The following is a 16,282-nucleotide window of genomic DNA, read 5'->3' on the forward strand; positions in this document are numbered from 1 at the left end:
CAATAGAAAAAGGCCGCCGCGGCTGCGGCAGCCTTTGAGCTCCCATCTAAATGGAATCGTTCAGTTTTTTCACAGACAGGGTCGCGTTGGCATTTCCGTTGATGATGGCATCCAGGCCGCTGGGCAGGGTGCGGAGAACGGCAATGGCCAGGTCCAAGGTATCGTTGGCGCTGAGCGATACGATGGTGGAGCAGGACAGCCGGCCGTCGTAGGACAGGGTGGTGGTGTCGTCCACGGCCAGCGTCTGGGAGCCCCGGGTCTGCTGAATCATGGCACCGTTCCTGCGAACTCCCACCGCCACGTCGACGGCCCTGCTGGTGTTGAGGAGGATGTTGTAATTGATCTCATAGTCGCCGCCCTCAAGAATGGTGAGGCTGTTGGTGGTGGGATAGATGACGTTTTTCGTGGGCATGGGGGTATTGAGCGAAATGGTGATATATTGGTCGGCGGCAATGAAGAAAAGAAGCTGCGTGCTTCCGTTGTAGAGGCCGCCATACGCGGCAAGACCGCCGGAGGCAGTGCCGGCAGGCCCGGTTGGGCCGGTAGCGCCCGTTGCACCCGTGGGACCAGTGGGACCGACTTCGCCGGCAGGCCCGGTAGGTCCAGTGGGACCCGTTGCGCCGTCCGCACCGTTGGCACCGGCAGCGCCCGTGGGACCGGTGGGACCCGTTGCGCCGTCCGCACCGTTGGCACCAGCAGCGCCCGTGGGACCGGTGGGACCCGTTGCGCCGTCCGCGCCGTTGGCACCAGCAGCGCCCGTGGGACCGGTGGGACCGACTTCGCCGGCAGCGCCCGCGGGACCAGTGGGCCCCGTTGCGCCGTCCGCGCCGTTCGTACCGGCGGGCCCGGTGGGACCAAGATCGCCGGCGGGGCCCTGCTGACCGTCGTGGCCCCTTGGAATCACGAAATCCAAAAGATGACCCGGTCCGCCGGCAACATCCCGGACTTCCGCAGCGGTTCCAGGCTCACCGGTGGTGGTGTAGCGCACAGTGATCGTTTCCGCCGCCCCGGTGGCTCCGGTGGCGCCGGTCGTCCCAGTCGCTCCGGTGGCGCCAGTCGCACCGGTCGCACCAGTGGCCCCCTGGGCACCCTGAGACCCGGGAATCCCCTGGGGACCCGTGGGTCCGGTGGGCCCTGTCGGTCCGGTGGGTCCTATGGGCCCCTGGGGCCCCTCAAAGCCTATGGGACCCTGGGGTCCGGTGGGGCCGGTCGGTCCAGCGACGGGCACATAGCACGGCTGGCAGGGAGCGGGAGGCGGGGGAGGACAGGATGCCGCCGGATGGCAGATCCCGGACGGATATAAATAGTTTTTATATATCATGGGATATCACTCCACAAATCTCAAATTTGGTTATAGGAACCTATATTAAACTATGTGGGCGGGAAAGATGCGGTGCGGTTTTTGGTTGAGACCGGCGAAATAAATAAAAGGGCATCCCGTACTGCGGGATGCCCTGCGAGCGAGGAGAATTACATCAGCTTGCGGAACAGCTCCTTGAGATCCTCCACGCTGGTGTCCTTGGGATTGCCGGGCCGGCAGGCGTCGGCATAGGCGGACTCGGCCAGGAAGGGGAGATCCTCCGGCTTCAAAGCGGCCAGCTTGCCCGGAATGCCCACGTCCGCGGAGAGCTTTTTCACCGCGTCCACGGCGGCCTTGCGGTACTGGGCCTCAGACATCTCGTCCACGCCCTTGACGCCCATGGCCCGGGCGATCTCCCGGAACTTATCGCCGGTGCAGTCGGCGTTGTATTCCATCACGATGGGCAGCATCATGGCGCAGGCGACGCCGTGGGGGGTGTCATACACCGCGCCCAGGGTGTGGGCCATGGAATGGGCGATGCCAAGTCCCACATTGGAGAAGCCCATGCCGGCGATGTACTGGCCAAGGGCCATGCCTTCCCGGCCCTCCGGCGTGCCGGCAACGGCGCCCCGAAGGGATTTGGCGATGATCTCGATGGCCTTGAGGTGGAACATATCCGTCATTTCCCAGGCGGCCTTGGTGGTGTAGCCCTCGATGGCGTGGGTGAGCGCGTCCATACCGGTGGAGGCGGTGAGGCCCTTCGGCATGGATGCCATCATGTCCGGGTCCACCACGGCGATGATGGGCATATCATGGGGATCGACGCACACGAACTTGCGCTTTCTTTCCACGTCGGTGATCACGTAGTTGATGGTCACCTCGGCGGCGGTGCCGGCGGTGGTGGGTACGGCGATGATGGGCACGCAGGGGTTCTTTGTGGGCGCCACGCCTTCCAGGGAACGCACATCCTCGAACTCGGGGTTGGCGACGATGATGGCGATGGCCTTGGCGGTATCCATGGAGGAGCCGCCGCCGATGGCGATGATGTAATCGGCGCCGGAAGCCTTGAAGGCGGCAACGCCGTGCTGGACGTTCTCAATGGTGGGATTGGCCTTGATATCCGAATAGATCTCGTAGGGGAGGCTCTCCCGATCCAGGATATCCGTCACCTTGGAGACGACCTTGAATTGAATCAGATCCGGATCGGTGCACAGGAAGGCCTTTTGAAAGCCGTGGGCTCTGACCTCGTTTGCAATCTCCTGAATCGCGCCGGTGCCGTGATAGGAGGTTTCGTTGAGCATGATTCTGTTTGCCATCATTAATCTCTCCTTTTCCTGAAGATTGACAATTCTTTATCATTATCCTAGTCCCAATTTGAAAAAAAGTAAAGCGATCCATGGAAAAAAGCCCGCCTATCCGGGCAGAATCCGGACGGGGACGCCCCGGGCGCGGGCGTACTGGAGGGTGTTCAAGGTGCCGCCGCGGCCGCCGCCATAGACGGCGATGACCCGCCCCGAGCGGTCCACCATCCAGCGGTTGCGCTTTTGGAAGGCGGCGTAGCTGAAGGCGGGGGAGATCACGAAGCGCTGATCCGCCCCCTTCAGAACCCGCCGGTAGCGGGCCTGCCACGCAGGGGACCATCCCGCCTCGAAGCGGGGAAAGGGCAGGGCGGCGATGAGACGAAGGGCGGGATTTTTGGATTTGAGCTCCAGCACTTCCTCCGCCGCCCAGAGATCCACGCCCCGGGCCATGCCGGTAATGAAGGTGGTGAAGCCCTCCGCCGCGGCCGCCTCAATCTCCCTTTTGAGCGCGGCCCTCACCTCCGCTTCGCCGATTTTCAGCTTTTCCGGCCGATGGCCTGTAAAACAGCAGGTTGTCCGGTTCATATTTTCTCCCTCCCGCCGCGGCCATGAAAAAAGATACCGCGTCTGAACGGTATCCTGCACCCGCCGCCGGGAAATCATTCATCGGTTATATCAAAAAGATCGTTGGGTGTGCAGTCAAACACCACGCACAGCGTTTCAATCATCTCATACTGAATGGACCGGGTGCGATTGTTGACCATATTGTTAAAATTCTGATAACTCATACCCAGCTGCTTGTGAAGCCAATATTTAGTTTTTCCGTTCTCATCAAGGAGATCCGTTACTCTCAGCCTAATCATAACTTTCCCAAGCTCTAATTTATGGATTAAGTGTATCTTATTTCTTTCTCCGGGATGAAGACCCTTGGATTAACTAATGTATACATGGGGGAATCCATTTCAATTATGACAGGCGGGGGCATGAAAGGCTATGCTCCAATATGGGGCAGAAGGGAAGAAGGGTCTATGTACCACCGCCGGGCGGCGGTGGTATTGAGCCGATAAGACTTACAGGGTGAGCTCCGCTTCGCAGCAGCGGTAGTCCGTGTCAATGTTGTGGGCGATGAAACGGGCCTTGAAATTGCGCGGGTTACACATCGCTTGCGTGGAGGCGCCAGACACATCCAGGTCCTCCGGAACCACAAACTTGATGCACTTGACCAACACATCCCGGCAGGTGGGATAGCTGTGGGCGGGCAGGGTCATGGCCTTCATACCCCGTTGATACTCCATGCCCTGCTCATCCACCTCGGTCAAGATGGCGGCCAGGGCCACACGGCGTCCGGGACAGACGTTTTTCACCGTCACATCCATTTGGATTACCCGACCCAGGGACTCCATATAAACGTCGCCCAGATCCACAACCACCGAATCGGAACAGCCGTCGATGGTCAAATCCACCGGCGCGGGGCATTCCTCGGGATGGATGACGATATCACATTCCACGGATACGGTGGGGGCGGGGAAGATCACTTGGTTCCCCTCATTGTCGGTGTAGGTGATGGACTGGTTGACCAGTTTGGTGCCGGGGTTCTGACCCACATGGCGGACGAAAAACTCCAAAACCGCGCTTTCCGAGGCGGTCACACCCAGCTCAGGGATATTCCATCTCAGGGAGGTGGCGTTGAGCATGGTTGCCGTACCCTTGTTGGGGCTCTGAATGCTGGTGACGGCAAAATCGGGGTTGAGTACCTCGTCGATCACGATATTGGTGGCGCCGGGTTTGGTGATGTTGGCCGCCAGTTCGGCAAACAGCTCCTCCAATTCGGCGGCGTCAGGGGTGACGGCCACGTGGGATGCGCTGGGGTCGGTGGCCCAGTCGTTGAGCGCATTCACATCCAAGCCGTCGGACCCCACCAGGCCGATGCAGTAGATGATGATACCCTGCGCCCGAGCGGCTGCGGCCACGGGGGCGGGGGGTGCACCGGTGGTGGTGTTGCCATCGGTGAACATGACGATCACCTTGGCGTTGCCGGAAGAGGGATCAAACAGCTGCGTCGCCTTGGTGAAGGCGTCGGCATGGTTGGTGTTGCCGCCGGCCGTCAGAGAATCCACAGCATTTTTCAGGGTGTTCACCGAGGTGATGAGCGGGGTGTCGGTGGTCGCGGTGCTGGCAAAGCTGACGATGCCAATACGGCTGCCATACCCGATCTGTCCGCTGGCCGTGCCGCCGGTGGCTTCGGCGATAATGTCGATGAAGGTCTTGGCGCCCGTCTTCATATTGGCGAGAGGCGTGCCGGTCATACTGCCGGAACGGTCCAGCACCAGTGCGATATCGGTGGGATTGGAGACGATATCCGGCGCTGCCGTGAGCGCGAGGGTGACCCGAAGGGAACCATCGCAGTCAATCCGGTCGACGTTGATGACTTTGTTCGAACTTGTAATACCCAATTTGTATTACCTCCTTCTGGGGTTATAGCCCCACTGCAGTATATTCGCAGCTGAAGGACTTTGATACATCCAAAAATATATTCTGCGGTATATCTTATGGGACAAAAAAGATAAAAAGAAAACCCCGGACACGTAACGTGTCCGGAGTTTTCTTTGGTGCGAGAAACAGGACTTGAACCTGCACGATGTTGCCACCACTAGAACCTGAATCTAGCGCGTCTGCCAATTCCGCCATTCTCGCATATGTATAAATGGTGGAGGGGGATGGATTCGAACCATCGAAGTCTGCGACGGCAGATTTACAGTCTGCTCCCTTTGGCCACTCGGGAACCCCTCCATGATAGTGGAGCTGGTGATGGGACTTGAACCCGCAACCTGCTGATTACAAATCAGCTGCTCTGCCAATTGAGCTACACCAGCGAAAACGGCGTGGACTTTGGGCCGCACCGGCCCGTATAACCTAAACTTTCTTTCCTCAGCGATCTGGTGGAGAACCAATGCTCCCCGGCCGCTTCCTTCGATGCCTCCCGGCTGGGAATGGTGCCTCCGGGCGGAATCGAACCACCGACACGAGGATTTTCAGTCCTCTGCTCTACCGACTGAGCTACAGAGGCATAATGGCGACCCGGAAGGGGCTCGAACCCTCGACCTCCAGCGTGACAGGCTGGCATTCTAACCAACTGAACTACCGGGCCATGTAATGGTGGGCCTTCTAGGACTCGAACCTAGGACCAACCGGTTATGAGCCGGTCGCTCTAACCAACTGAGCTAAAGGCCCATAGCTTAGGTTAAATGGTGACCCCTGGGGGAATCGAACCCCCGTTACCGCCGTGAAAGGGCGATGTCTTGACCGCTTGACCAAGGGGCCATAATGCGAATTTGGTCGGGGTGGAGGGACTCGAACCCCCGGCCCCATGCTCCCAAAGCACGTGCGCTACCAAACTGCGCTACACCCCGCTATGAGCCTTTTTCGCGACGAGTTATAATATAAACCATTTGGGGAGGATTGTCAATAACCAATTTTCATCTCAGGGAAAAAAACTTCTTTTTTGCAATTTGATTCCCCTTTTTGGTATACTTTTTGAATAGGAAAGGAGGCGGCGCGTTGAAAGTTGGTATTTCCACGGCGTGCTTCCATGGCAAAAGCGAAGTGGAACAAAGCCTCACGCGGCTTTATTCCACCGGTACCCGGAATGTTGAGATTTTTCTTGAATGCTTTTCGGAGTATGAGCCGGATTATGTCCGGGAACTCGATAGATTATGTAAACAATTTGGCTTCGCCGTGTCGGCGGTCCATCCGCTGACCACCCAGTTTGAGCCCCAGATTTTCGGCCCGCCCTGCCGTCAGCAGCGGGAGGCCATGGGCATCTTTCAAAAGGTGCTCGCGGCGGCAAAGATCCTGGGCGCGCCGCTGTACAACCTCCACGGTCCGGTGATGATCAAAAAAAGCGCGGACAGCGGGGCGCGGGTGGCCGGCCCCTTTGACGCCATGCTGAAGGCGGCGGAGGAGCTGGGCGTCACCGTGTGCTGGGAGAATGTGAGCTGGTCCAGCTTCAACCGGCCGGAGTTTGCCGGGGAGCTGATGGAGCGCCTTCATGGGGACAACTATGGCTTCACGCTGGACGTGAAGCAGGCGGTGCGAAGCGGGCGGCCCTGGGAGGATTATCTCAAGGCCATGGGCGGGCGGCTCAAAAACGTGCATCTTTGCGATATGAAGGGCAGCGCGGCCTGCCTGCCGGGCCGGGGGGAGCTGGACTTCAGGAAGCTGGCCCGGCGGCTCCGGGAGATGGACTACAGCGGCCCGGTGACCCTGGAGGTCTATGCCGACAACTTCCAAAACGACGGCGAGCTCACCGGCGCCTTCCACTACCTGGAGGATCTGTTCGGATAGCCGCGGCGTCAGGGCCGGAACTGGTCCAGCAGACCGTTCACCCAGAGGCGGGGCGGCCCCTCCACCACGGAGAAGGGCTGCTGATAGTCGCTGGGGCTTTGGGCGAACAGATAGACGTTTGGGCCGGAGCGGAGCTGGTTCTCCCACACCTGCACGTGAAAAAGGGCGTAATCGGCATAGCCCTCCTTGTAGACGAGGGCGGTCACCTCGCCCCAGGCGGCGGGCGCGAAGGATTGATAGGCGGCGGGCGGCTCGATGGGTACGGCAAACTTTTCCGTGAGGCCGTTCTCATCGGTCACCGACGCGGCGCCGGTCTCCGGGATCACCACCGTGGCCCCGGCCAGGGGCTCCTCGGTGGCGCCGTCCAGCACCCGGAGCTGCAAAAAGCCGGAGGGCGCGGCGGAAGCGGGGGTTTCCTCCCCGGGCAGGCTGAAGCACAGGATGACGAGGGTGAGGGCCAGCGCCGTCAAAGCGGGAAAAATCCAGTTTTTCATGTACAACCTCACTTGTCCGTGGTTTTTACTCTAAATGTATGGGACAAAACCAAATTTTATACGGAAAAAGACATGCGCATTTACAGCAAATAGGGTATAATAGGGGAAGCTAAATAAGTCAAGGTTTGAAAGGGGTTTTGAAAGGTGAACTGGAAAGCGGAGAGTTGGCAAAAGGCCATGCGGATGCGCGTGGACTTCAATTATATGATGGAGGAATTCACGGGCGCCGGCCGCGGCATCGCCAAAAGCGCCCTCGAGGCCAAGCGCGGTGCGGCGCTTGCCGCCCACAAGGCCGTGGAATTAAAGCGCGGCAAGGGCTGGCTGGAATGGATGTCCTCCCCCTACGATCAAGGCGAAGTGGTGAAGGAGATCAACGCCATGGCCGCCGACATCCGGGAGAAGAACGACTATTTTGTGGTGCTGGGCATCGGCGGTTCCGCCCTCGGCCCCTCCGCCGTGCAGAAGGCTTTGAACCACATCCACTACAACGACCTGCCCGGGGATAAGCGCCCCGGCCCCATCTTCTATGTGGAGGACAACATCGATCCCGAAAGGATGCAGGCCCTGCTGGACGTGATCGATATCAAAAAGACGGTCTTCAACGTCATCTCCAAGTCCGGCAACACGTCCGAGACCATGTCCCAGTTCCTGATCGTGAAGAAGCTTCTGGAGGATGCTCTCGGCGCGGATGCCAAGGATCACATCATCTGCACCACCTCCTCCCACAGCGGCAGCCTCCTGCCCATCGCGAAGAAGGAAGGCTACCGGCTGCTGTTCGTGCCCGACGGCGTGGGCGGACGCTTCTCCGAGCTTTGCCCGGTGGGTCTTCTGCCGGCGGCGGTGTGCGGCATCGATATCGAGGAGCTCCTGGCCGGCGCGGCGTACATGGATCAGCTGTGCCGCGTGGAGGACATGGATGAGAACCCGGCCCTCATGAGCGCCGTCATGATGAAGATCGCCATCGAAATGGGCCGCAACATCTCCGTGATGATGCCCTACGCCGACTCCCTGTCCCTGATGAGCGACTGGTACGCTCAGCTCTGGGCGGAGAGCCTGGGCAAGCTGGTGGACAACGAGGGCAGGGAAGTGCGCACCGGCCAGACCCCGGTGAAGTCCCTGGGGGTCACCGATCAGCACTCCCAGGTGCAGCTCTACACCGAAGGGCCCTTTGACAAGGTGCTGACCTTCCTCAAGGTGGGCGAGTACCGCACCACCTACACCATCTCCGAGGGCTGCGAGGACGTGCCCAGCGTGTCCTTCCTCGGCGGGCACACCATGAACGAGCTGATTCAGGCCGAACGGGACGCCACCGAGTACGCCCTTTTGAAGCTGGGCAAGATGTCCATGACCATCACCCTGCCCGAGGTGAACGCCTTCACCGTGGGCCAGCTTCTGTACTATTTCCAGATGGAGACGGCCTACATGGGCGAGTTCCTCAATATCGACGCCTTCAACCAGCCCGGCGTGGAGGAGGGCAAGAACGCCACTTACGCCCTTTTGGGACGGCCCGGATACGAGGAGAAGAAGGCGGAGCTGGATGCCCGTCCGCCCAAGAAGGACGAATACATCATCTGATCTTAAGCAAATTGGAAGAGGGCGCGGTGGACCGTGCCCTTTTTTCATGGGAGGGAAGCATGAATCACTTTTTCGCTTATCTGGCCCGGATGAAGAACATCAAGCGGTGGGGGCTTATGCGCAACACCACCGAGGAGAACATCCAGGAGCACAGTATGCAGGTGGCGGTGCTGGCCCATGGGCTGGCCCTCATCAGGAACCGCTATTTCGGCGGCGACGTGGATCCGAACCGGGTGCTCGCCATTGCCGTCTATCATGACGTGTCCGAGGTGATCACCGGAGATCTGGCCACACCCATCAAGTACTTCAATCCGGAGATCCAGCGGGCGTACAAGGCCATTGAGAGCGTGGCGGAGGAGAAGGTCGTCGCCATGCTGCCGAGGGAGCTCCAGGCGGACTACCGGCCTCTCATCCAGCCGGAGAGGGACGAGGCCTACGCCATCGTCAAGGCGGCGGACCGGCTTGCCGCCTACATCAAGTGCGTGGAGGAGCTTAGGATGGGCAATCAGGAGTTCCAAAAGGCCAAGGAGGCCATCGGCCGGGACATCGCGGCCCTGGGGCGGCCGGAGGTGGACTTCTTTTTGAACAACTTCATGGACAGCTTCACGCTGACCTTGGACGAACTGAATTGAGGGGGATGAAGGAATGCGCCTGGTGAAACAGCTTCGGGACGATCCGGTGCTGCGCCAAAGCTTCTTTGATCTGGCCCGGCGCACCTTCGGCATCGCCTTTGAGGGCTGGTACGAGGAGGGCTGGTGGGGCGGCCGGTACATTCCCTACGCCCTTGCGGAGGGGGACGAAGTGCTGGCCAATGCGTCGGTCAATCGGATGGATTTTCAGCTGGACGGCCAGCCCTTTTCCTGCATTCAGATCGGCACCGTCATGACCGGCGAGGCCCATCGGAACCGGGGCCTGGCCCGGCGGCTGATGGAGGCCGTTCTAGAGGATTACGGCCATCTTCCCATCTATCTTTTCGCCAGCGACATGGCAAAGGGATTCTACCCAAAATTCGGCTTCCGTCCGGCCAAGGAGGGCAGGGTCCGCCTTGCCTGGAGCGGGGAGGGGACGAAGGGGACAAAGCGGGTGCGCAGGCTGGACTGGCGGTTGGCAGGGGACCGGGAGCTTTTCCTCAGCCGGTGCCGTGGGGGCAATCCCTTTGCCCGGCTCACCCAGGTGAACGGGGAGAGTCTTGCCGCCTTCTACTGCCGCTCGGAGCTCGCGGACTGCCTTTACTTTGACGAAGCCGCAGGGCGTGCGGCGGCCGCCGAGTTTGCGGAGGGCCGCATGATCCTCCGCGATATCTTCGGCGAAGGGGGCGGCCTTGCAGAGGCCATCGCCGCTTTCGCCCGGCCGGATACAACCGAGGTGGTCCTGGACTTTCTGCCGAAGGAGCCCCTGGGCGAGCTCTCCTTCCTGGACGGCGATCTTTTCCTCAGGGGGGACTGGCCGGATATGCCCCTTCTGTTCCCCTTGCTTTCAAGAGCGTAGCGTTTGCGGCGGGGTGTTTCGCCCGCCGATGGAGCATCAAAAAAAGCAGCCCGTACAGGCTGCTTTTTTTGCGGCTGAAAGTGTGCGGCGGCCGCGCCCGGCGGCAATTATCCCAGGCCCGCCCGCTCGATCCGCTCCTTCATGTAGGCGGCGCAGCGGGGGAATTTGTCCTCCTCCTTCACGCCGTGGATGATCATGGGCCCGGTGTAGCCCATCTTTCTGCAGCGCTCGAGGAAATAGTCGAAGTCCACGATGCCCTCCCCGCACACGGCGAAGTGAACGCCGGGCCGGCGGGCCAGGTCCTTGCCGTGAACAAGGGCGATGTCCTCCTCGAACAGGTCGAAGGTGCGGGCCATCACGGCGAGCACCGTCTCCTCGGAGACGTCGCCGGTGGAAAAGAGGTTTGCGCCGTCGTAGATGAGCTTCAGGCTCTTGGAGGCCATATCGTCGAAGAGCTGCCGGGCGCGGACAGGGGAATGGACCACATTGGAGGCCTCAATCTCGATGCCGAGAAGAAGGTCCAGCTCCTCCGCCAGGGCCGCCGCCCGCTCCACCTCCCGGACCATGTCCCGCCAGGCCTCGGGGGAGTCGTTGTCATCGTGCCAGCGCCACATGCTGTCCGGGTTCCGGGAGCCGGTGCAAAGGGTGAGCAGCCGGCACCCGAGGGCCTTCGCCGAGCGGGCGACCTCGCTGAAGCCCCGAAAGCCCTCCTCCCGCACCGCGGGATCGGGGCTGGCCATGTTGTAGGTGCCGTTGATGGCGGCGATCTCGATGCCGGCGGCCTCGGCGGCGGCCCGGATGCGGTCCGTCATGGCTCCGTCCACCCGCTCGGGAAGCTCCACTCCGCCGTGGGACAGGTAGTCGAACTGCACCGCCTCAAATCCGTAGTCCCGGATGGCGGCAAAAACCTCCTCCACGGAGCCCCGTTTGATCTCCGGCGTGTACGCACCCAGCTTCATCTTTGTCCCTCCTCAAATGATTGGATCATTTATCCTTCGGCACGAGGGTGAACAAATCCTTCCGGAAGGGCTGTTTCAGTTCCCTGCAGAACAGGGCGCGGATGTATCCCCGGTCGTGGGTGGTGGAGTGGATGTAAAAGCCGTTGTTGTAGTAGAAGCGCACCTGCTCCTTGAGTTTGCTCGCCGTATGGAGGACCATGGCGTCGTAGCCCTCCTTCTGGCAGCGCTCCACGACGGCCTCCATCAGCGCCCGCCCGAGGCCGAAGCGCTGGTACTTTGGATCCACGCCCACCCGGCCCACATAGGCCAGGTTGCCCGGCAGCCGCTCATAGCGGATGGAGCCGGCCACCACGCCGTCCAGCACAGCCACCAGCACGGTTTTCCGCATGAGATCGGCCTCGATGTCCCGGCGCTTTTCGCCGAGGGCCTTGACGGGAATGTCCTGGCCCACCGCCCGGGCGTACTCCGTGAAGGCGTGGTGGGTGACCGCGAGGATGGCGGGCACGTCCTTTGGCAGCGCCTTGCGTATCGTCATTTCCATAAGAGCTTACCCCTGGCCCATGAGAAGGGCCATGACCGCCTTCTGGGCATGGAGCCGGTTCTCCGCTTCCTCAAAGACGCGGCTTCCCGGCGAATCCATCACCTCGTCGGTGACCTCAAGGCCGCGGTGGGCGGGCAGGCAGTGCAGGAAGATGGCGTCCTTTGCCGCAAGGGCCATGAGCTCCCCGTTCACCTGATAGGGGGCGAAGATCCGGGCGCGCTTCTCCTGCTCCGCCTCCTGGCCCATGCTGGCCCAGGTATCGGTGTAAACGGCGTCAGCGTGGGAGACGGCGGCCCTGGGATCGTCCGTCAGCTCGATCCTCGCGCCGGAGGCCTTTGCCGCCTCCTTCGCCAGCTCGAGAATTTCCGCCTTCGGTTCGTAGCCCGCGGGGCAGGCGAGGGTGAGGGAGACCCCGAGCTTGCTTGTGATGAGCAATAGGGAGTTCGCCATGTTGTTGCCGTCGCCCACGTAGGCGAGCCGGAGGTTTTCCAGCGTGCCCTTCTGCTCGTAGAGGGTCAGCATGTCCGCCAGCACCTGGCAGGGATGGAAGTCGTCGGTGAGTCCGTTGATCACCGGCACCCCGGCGTGCCGGGCGAGGCCCTCCACGTCCGCCTGGGCGAAGGTGCGGATCATGATGCCGTCCACCATCCGCCCCAGCACATTCGCCACGTCATAGACCGTCTCCCGGGTGCCAAGGCCCATCTCCCCGCCGGAGATGTACATGGCGTGGCCGCCGAGCTGAAAAAGACCCGTCTCAAAGGAGACCCGGGTGCGGGTGGAGGGCTTGGTGAAGATCATGGCCATCACCCTGCCGGCAAGCAGGGGATGGGGGATGCCCGCCTTCTTCTCCGTCTTGAGCCGAAGGGCCAGGGCAAGAATCTGCAGGATGTCGTCCCGGTCGTAGCCGATGAGGTTCACCAGATTTTTCTGGGAAAAGGGCTTTTCGCCCTTGTAATTGTACAGATCAAGCATGTTTACGCCTCCTTCAAGATTTCGCCCAGCACGGACAGCAGTCCGTCGATTTCGGCCTTTTCGATGATGAGGGGGGGCACGAATCGAAGGGTGTTGCCGCCGGCGCAGTTGATGATGTAGCCCTTCTCAAAGGCCTTTGCCACCACCGCCCTGCCGTCCGTTTCGGACGAAAGGGCGAGGCCCAGCATGAGCCCCGTGCCCCGTACCGCCGCGGCCGCGGGACACCCGTTTGCGAGCCTTTCAAGGCCCGCCTTGAAATAGGCGCCTTTCTCCCGCACGGATTCGAGGAATCCTGGTTTACATAATTCATTCAGCACCGCCAGGCCCGCTGCGGTGGCAAGGAAGTTGCCGCCGAAGGTGGTGCCGTGGTTGCCGGGGGTGAAGGCGTCCGCCACGGGCGCCTTGGCCACCACCGCGCCGATGGGCACGCCGCCTCCCAGGCCCTTTGCCAGGGAGAACACGTCGGGGGAGAGGCCGTAATTTTCAAAGCTGAACATCCTGCCCGTGCGGCCGATGCCCGTTTGCACCTCGTCCAGCATGAACAGCACGCCTCTGTCCCGGCAAAGCTTTTGAAGGCCCTGCAGATATTCCGCGCCGCCCTCGATCACGCCGCCCTCGCCCTGAATGGTCTCCACCATCACGCCTGCGGTTTTTTTCGTGATGGCCTTTTCCATGGCCTCAAGATCGCCGTAGGGGACCTGGGCGAAGCCCTCCGGCAGCGGGGCGAAGGGGTCTTGATACTTCTTCTGGCCGGTGGCGGCCAGGGTGGCCAGCGTCCTGCCGTGGAAGGAGTTGAGCGCGGTGATGATCCCATATTTTTCGGGATCTTGCGCCTTGCCGTGGAGCCGGGCCAGCTTGAAGCAGCCCTCGTTGGCCTCGGCGCCGGAGTTGCCGAAGAACACCTTGTAGTCTCCGCCGGCCAGCTTTGCGATCTTTGCGGCCAGCTTCGCCTGGGGCTCGATGTAAAAGAGGCTGGAGGTGTGCAGGAGCTTTTCCGCCTGACCCTGGATCGCCGCCACCAGCGCCGGGTGGGCGTAGCCCAGGCAGTTGACGGCAATGCCGGCGAGGAAGTCCACATAATTCTTGCCGTTCGTGTCCGTCAGCACCGAGCCCTCGCCCTTGACAAAGGCGGCGGGGGTGCGTTTGCCGAAGGTGTTCATGTAGTATTGTTCATCCAAAGCGATGATTTCGCTGATATTCATGGCGGCCTCCTTACACATCGTCGGTGACCATGGTGCCGATGCCCTGGTCGGTGAAGATCTCAAGCAAAATGGGGTGGGGGATGGTGCCGTTGAGGATGTGGGTGCGGGCGACGCCCTCCTCCAGGGCCCGGATGCAGCCCTCCACCTTGGGGATCATGCCGCCGTCCACCACGCCGCTTCGGATAAGCTGGTAGATCTCGTCCACGGTGAGGTGGGAGATGAGAGTGGCGGGATCGCCGGGGTCGCGCCGGATGCCGTCCACGTCGGTGAGGAAGATGAGCTTTTCCGCATGGGCCGCCGCGGCGATTTCCCCGGCCACGGTGTCCGCATTGATGTTGTAGGTCTCGCCGTTCTCGCCCACGCCGATGGGAGCGATGACGGGAATGTATTCATCGAGGGAGAGGGTGGTGAGCAGCTGAATATTGATGCTGTCGATCTCGCCCACGAACCCGAGGTCGGTGCCGTCCGGCGCACATTTTTTGTGGGCGCGGATGAGCCCCGCGTCCTTGCCGCAAAGGCCGATGGCCTTGCCGCCGAGGGCGCCCATGTGGGCCACGATGTCCTTGTTGATCTTGCCGCAAAGGACCATCTGCACCACCTCCATGGTGGCCGCGTCCGTCACCCGGAGGCCGCCCACGAATTGGGTCTCAATATTCAGCTTTTTCAGCATGGCGCTGATGTCCGGGCCTCCGCCGTGGACCACAATGGGATTCACGCCGCAGTATTTGAGCATGGTGATGTCCTGCAGGATGGTGCGGGTGAGAATCTCGTTTTTCATGGCGTTTCCGCCGTATTTGATGACCACCGTCTTGCCGTAAAGCTTTTGGATGTAGGGCAGGGCTTCGATCAGAATGTTGGCTTTGGCAACCAGGGTTTCCGTCTTATCCATGGAAATTCGCTCCTTTCTATAGGTACCAGGGGGAGTTGTCAAGGCCTGCCGTTTCCGGAAGGCCGAACAGAAGATTCATGTTCTCCACCGCCTGGCCGGCGGCGCCCTTGACCAGGTTGTCGATCACCGAGACGATGACCACCCGGTTCGTCCGGGGGTCCACCACGAAGCCGATCCGGCACAGGTTGGTGCCCCGCACGTATTTGATCTGGGGCAGGCCCTTCTCCTCGATCTGGACGAAGGGCTCATCCTTGTAGAACTCCTGGTAGAGCCTCACGAAATCCCCATGGGCGATCTCGCCGGTGAGCTTCGCGTAGATGGTGGCGAGGATGCCCCGCTGGATGGGGATGAGGTGGGGGGAGAAGGAGAGCACCACCGGCTTTCCGGCGAGCTTGGAGATCTCCTGCTCAATCTCCGATGTGTGGCGGTGGGTTCCCACGCCGTAGGCCTTGAAGCTCTCGTTGACTTCTGAGAAATGCAGGTCGGTGGAGGGCTTTCTGCCGGCGCCGGTCACGCCGCTCTTGGCGTCGATGATGATGCTGTCCGGGTCGATGAATCCCTTTTGCACCGCAGGAGCGAGCCCGAGGATGCTGCAGGTGGTGTAGCAGCCGGGATTGCCCACGATTTGACACTTTTGGATTTCCGCCCTGTGCAGCTCCGGCAGGCCGTACACCGCCTGCCGCATCAGCTCCGGCGCCGGATGCTTCACCTTGTACCAGGCTTCGTAGGTGGCCACATCGTCGTAGCGGAAGTCCGCCGACAGATCGATGATCTTTTTGCCGTAGGGGGCGAGCTTTTGGATGGTCTCCGCCGACGCGCCGTGGGGCAGGGCGGTAAAGATAACGTCCGAATCCCCGCCGATTTTTTCAAAATTCATGCCCTCCAGCGTCTCGCACCGTGCGGCGAGATGGGGATAGGCCTCCCCAATTTTCTGGCCCTCGAAGCTTTGACTGACCAGGTGGACAAGGGTGACGGCGGGATGGCCGGCGAGGATACGGATGAGCTCAATCCCCACATAGCCCGTCGCGCCGATGATGCTCGCTTTGATCATGATGGAATACCTCCGAACAACTTTTTTATAATTATACAAAGTTATGAATAATAATGCAAATGATTTCGAGGGGTATTTTTCAATTTTTTTGGGGGACGGCGGCAAAAGCGCCGCATAAGTTCGGGCGGCGTCAGTCAAACTAAGGTGAAAATGTTGGATGGAGGTG

16 protein-coding genes and 8 tRNA genes are annotated in these 16,282 nt (G+C 60.9%); 4 read left to right on the forward strand and 20 right to left on the reverse strand.

Annotated features, from left to right (window positions below; all coding sequences use genetic code 11):
* Window positions 1–46: 46 nt before the first annotated feature.
* From H8696_RS11280 to H8696_RS02425, 13 genes are all read right to left on the reverse strand, one after another.
* Window positions 47–1,156: a collagen-like protein gene (locus tag H8696_RS11280; protein WP_407926361.1), complete on the reverse strand. Its 1,110-nt coding sequence runs from the start codon at window positions 1,154–1,156 to the stop codon at window positions 47–49.
* Between the two features lie 314 nt (window positions 1,157–1,470).
* A complete protein-coding gene (gene fucO, locus H8696_RS02370) occupies window positions 1,471–2,616 on the reverse strand; it encodes a lactaldehyde reductase (RefSeq protein WP_249314665.1) in 1,146 nt (381 codons plus the stop codon).
* A 96-nt stretch (window positions 2,617–2,712) separates the two neighbouring features.
* Window positions 2,713–3,186 (reverse strand): SLOG family protein, encoded by a 474-nt coding sequence (locus H8696_RS02375; RefSeq protein ID WP_249314666.1) that lies wholly within the window; start codon window positions 3,184–3,186, stop codon window positions 2,713–2,715.
* A gap of 74 nt (window positions 3,187–3,260) precedes the next feature.
* Window positions 3,261–3,464, reverse strand: coding sequence for a helix-turn-helix domain-containing protein (locus H8696_RS11285; RefSeq protein ID WP_283244844.1), 204 nt, complete (start codon window positions 3,462–3,464; stop codon window positions 3,261–3,263).
* Window positions 3,465–3,671: 207 nt separating this feature from the next.
* Window positions 3,672–5,054 carry a vWA domain-containing protein gene (locus H8696_RS02385; protein WP_249314668.1) on the reverse strand — a complete coding sequence of 461 codons (1,383 nt, stop codon included), beginning with the start codon at window positions 5,052–5,054 and terminating at the stop codon, window positions 3,672–3,674.
* A gap of 154 nt (window positions 5,055–5,208) precedes the next feature.
* A tRNA-Leu gene (locus H8696_RS02390) sits at window positions 5,209–5,295 on the reverse strand.
* An 11-nt stretch (window positions 5,296–5,306) separates the two neighbouring features.
* Window positions 5,307–5,391, reverse strand: a tRNA-Tyr gene (locus tag H8696_RS02395).
* A gap of 7 nt (window positions 5,392–5,398) precedes the next feature.
* Window positions 5,399–5,474: transfer RNA gene (locus H8696_RS02400), tRNA-Thr, on the reverse strand.
* 118 nt (window positions 5,475–5,592) lie between these two features.
* Window positions 5,593–5,668: transfer RNA gene (locus H8696_RS02405), tRNA-Phe, on the reverse strand.
* Between the two features lie 4 nt (window positions 5,669–5,672).
* Window positions 5,673–5,749 (reverse strand) — tRNA-Asp (locus H8696_RS02410).
* 6 nt (window positions 5,750–5,755) lie between these two features.
* Window positions 5,756–5,832: transfer RNA gene (locus tag H8696_RS02415), tRNA-Ile, on the reverse strand.
* Between the two features lie 15 nt (window positions 5,833–5,847).
* Window positions 5,848–5,922: transfer RNA gene (locus tag H8696_RS02420), tRNA-Glu, on the reverse strand.
* Window positions 5,923–5,934: 12 nt separating this feature from the next.
* A tRNA-Pro gene (locus tag H8696_RS02425) sits at window positions 5,935–6,011 on the reverse strand.
* A gap of 148 nt (window positions 6,012–6,159) precedes the next feature.
* Here H8696_RS02425 and H8696_RS02430 point away from each other — a divergent pair.
* Window positions 6,160–6,945 carry a sugar phosphate isomerase/epimerase family protein gene (locus H8696_RS02430; protein WP_249314669.1) on the forward strand — a complete coding sequence of 262 codons (786 nt, stop codon included), beginning with the start codon at window positions 6,160–6,162 and terminating at the stop codon, window positions 6,943–6,945.
* 8 nt (window positions 6,946–6,953) lie between these two features.
* Here the strand turns inward: H8696_RS02430 and H8696_RS02435 are convergent, their stop codons facing one another.
* Window positions 6,954–7,439, reverse strand: a complete 486-nt coding sequence (locus tag H8696_RS02435; RefSeq protein WP_249314670.1) for a carboxypeptidase-like regulatory domain-containing protein — start codon at window positions 7,437–7,439, stop codon at window positions 6,954–6,956.
* A gap of 144 nt (window positions 7,440–7,583) precedes the next feature.
* Between H8696_RS02435 and H8696_RS02440 the strand changes: the two genes are divergently transcribed.
* From H8696_RS02440 to H8696_RS02450, 3 genes are read left to right on the forward strand one after another with little or no spacing between them, the layout of a single operon-like run.
* Window positions 7,584–9,014: a glucose-6-phosphate isomerase gene (locus H8696_RS02440; protein WP_249314671.1), complete on the forward strand. Its 1,431-nt coding sequence runs from the start codon at window positions 7,584–7,586 to the stop codon at window positions 9,012–9,014.
* Window positions 9,015–9,073: 59 nt separating this feature from the next.
* Window positions 9,074–9,646 (forward strand): 5'-deoxynucleotidase, encoded by a 573-nt coding sequence (gene yfbR / locus H8696_RS02445; RefSeq protein ID WP_249314672.1) that lies wholly within the window; start codon window positions 9,074–9,076, stop codon window positions 9,644–9,646.
* Window positions 9,647–9,659: 13 nt separating this feature from the next.
* Window positions 9,660–10,502 (forward strand): GNAT family N-acetyltransferase, encoded by an 843-nt coding sequence (locus H8696_RS02450; RefSeq protein WP_249314673.1) that lies wholly within the window; start codon window positions 9,660–9,662, stop codon window positions 10,500–10,502.
* Window positions 10,503–10,609: 107 nt separating this feature from the next.
* Here the strand turns inward: H8696_RS02450 and H8696_RS02455 are convergent, their stop codons facing one another.
* From H8696_RS02455 to argC, 6 genes are read right to left on the reverse strand one after another with little or no spacing between them, the layout of a single operon-like run.
* On the reverse strand, window positions 10,610–11,461 hold the full coding sequence (locus H8696_RS02455; protein WP_249314674.1) for a sugar phosphate isomerase/epimerase family protein: 852 nt from the start codon (window positions 11,459–11,461) through the stop codon (window positions 10,610–10,612).
* Between the two features lie 25 nt (window positions 11,462–11,486).
* Entirely contained in the window at window positions 11,487–12,002 is a 516-nt protein-coding gene (locus tag H8696_RS02460; protein ID WP_249314675.1) for a GNAT family N-acetyltransferase, read from the reverse strand.
* A 6-nt stretch (window positions 12,003–12,008) separates the two neighbouring features.
* Window positions 12,009–12,974 carry an ornithine carbamoyltransferase gene (argF, locus tag H8696_RS02465; protein WP_249314676.1) on the reverse strand — a complete coding sequence of 322 codons (966 nt, stop codon included), beginning with the start codon at window positions 12,972–12,974 and terminating at the stop codon, window positions 12,009–12,011.
* A 2-nt stretch (window positions 12,975–12,976) separates the two neighbouring features.
* Window positions 12,977–14,176, reverse strand: coding sequence for an aspartate aminotransferase family protein (locus H8696_RS02470; RefSeq protein WP_249314677.1), 1,200 nt, complete (start codon window positions 14,174–14,176; stop codon window positions 12,977–12,979).
* 10 nt (window positions 14,177–14,186) lie between these two features.
* Complete coding sequence (gene argB / locus H8696_RS02475) at window positions 14,187–15,065, reverse strand: acetylglutamate kinase (protein ID WP_249314678.1); 879 nt, start codon at window positions 15,063–15,065, stop codon at window positions 14,187–14,189.
* Window positions 15,066–15,081: 16 nt separating this feature from the next.
* The gene (argC, locus tag H8696_RS02480) at window positions 15,082–16,116 is read right to left on the reverse strand and encodes an N-acetyl-gamma-glutamyl-phosphate reductase (RefSeq protein WP_249314679.1); all 1,035 of its coding nucleotides are present in this window, start codon (window positions 16,114–16,116) and stop codon (window positions 15,082–15,084) included.
* Between the last annotated feature and the right edge of the window lie 166 nt (window positions 16,117–16,282).

Origin of the sequence: Gehongia tenuis (assembly GCF_014384795.1) — a bacterium.
In the GTDB taxonomy this organism is placed as follows: Bacteria; Bacillota; Clostridia; order Christensenellales; family NSJ-53; genus Gehongia; species Gehongia tenuis.

Bases quoted from the DNA above. Each gene is read 5' to 3' on its own strand.
- H8696_RS02450 (WP_249314673.1), top strand. From the start codon at position 9,660: ATGCGCCTGGTGAAACAGCTTCGGGACGATCCGGTGCTGCGCCAAAGC.
- argC (WP_249314679.1), bottom strand. From the start codon at position 16,116: ATGATCAAAGCGAGCATCATCGGCGCGACGGGCTATGTGGGGATTGAG.
- H8696_RS02460 (WP_249314675.1), bottom strand. From the start codon at position 12,002: ATGGAAATGACGATACGCAAGGCGCTGCCAAAGGACGTGCCCGCCATC.
- argF (WP_249314676.1), bottom strand. From the start codon at position 12,974: ATGCTTGATCTGTACAATTACAAGGGCGAAAAGCCCTTTTCCCAGAAA.
- fucO (WP_249314665.1), bottom strand. From the start codon at position 2,616: ATGGCAAACAGAATCATGCTCAACGAAACCTCCTATCACGGCACCGGC.
- H8696_RS02435 (WP_249314670.1), bottom strand. From the start codon at position 7,439: ATGAAAAACTGGATTTTTCCCGCTTTGACGGCGCTGGCCCTCACCCTC.
- argB (WP_249314678.1), bottom strand. From the start codon at position 15,065: ATGGATAAGACGGAAACCCTGGTTGCCAAAGCCAACATTCTGATCGAA.
- H8696_RS02375 (WP_249314666.1), bottom strand. From the start codon at position 3,186: ATGAACCGGACAACCTGCTGTTTTACAGGCCATCGGCCGGAAAAGCTG.
- H8696_RS02470 (WP_249314677.1), bottom strand. From the start codon at position 14,176: ATGAATATCAGCGAAATCATCGCTTTGGATGAACAATACTACATGAAC.
- H8696_RS02455 (WP_249314674.1), bottom strand. From the start codon at position 11,461: ATGAAGCTGGGTGCGTACACGCCGGAGATCAAACGGGGCTCCGTGGAG.
- H8696_RS11285 (WP_283244844.1), bottom strand. From the start codon at position 3,464: ATGATTAGGCTGAGAGTAACGGATCTCCTTGATGAGAACGGAAAAACT.
- yfbR (WP_249314672.1), top strand. From the start codon at position 9,074: ATGAATCACTTTTTCGCTTATCTGGCCCGGATGAAGAACATCAAGCGG.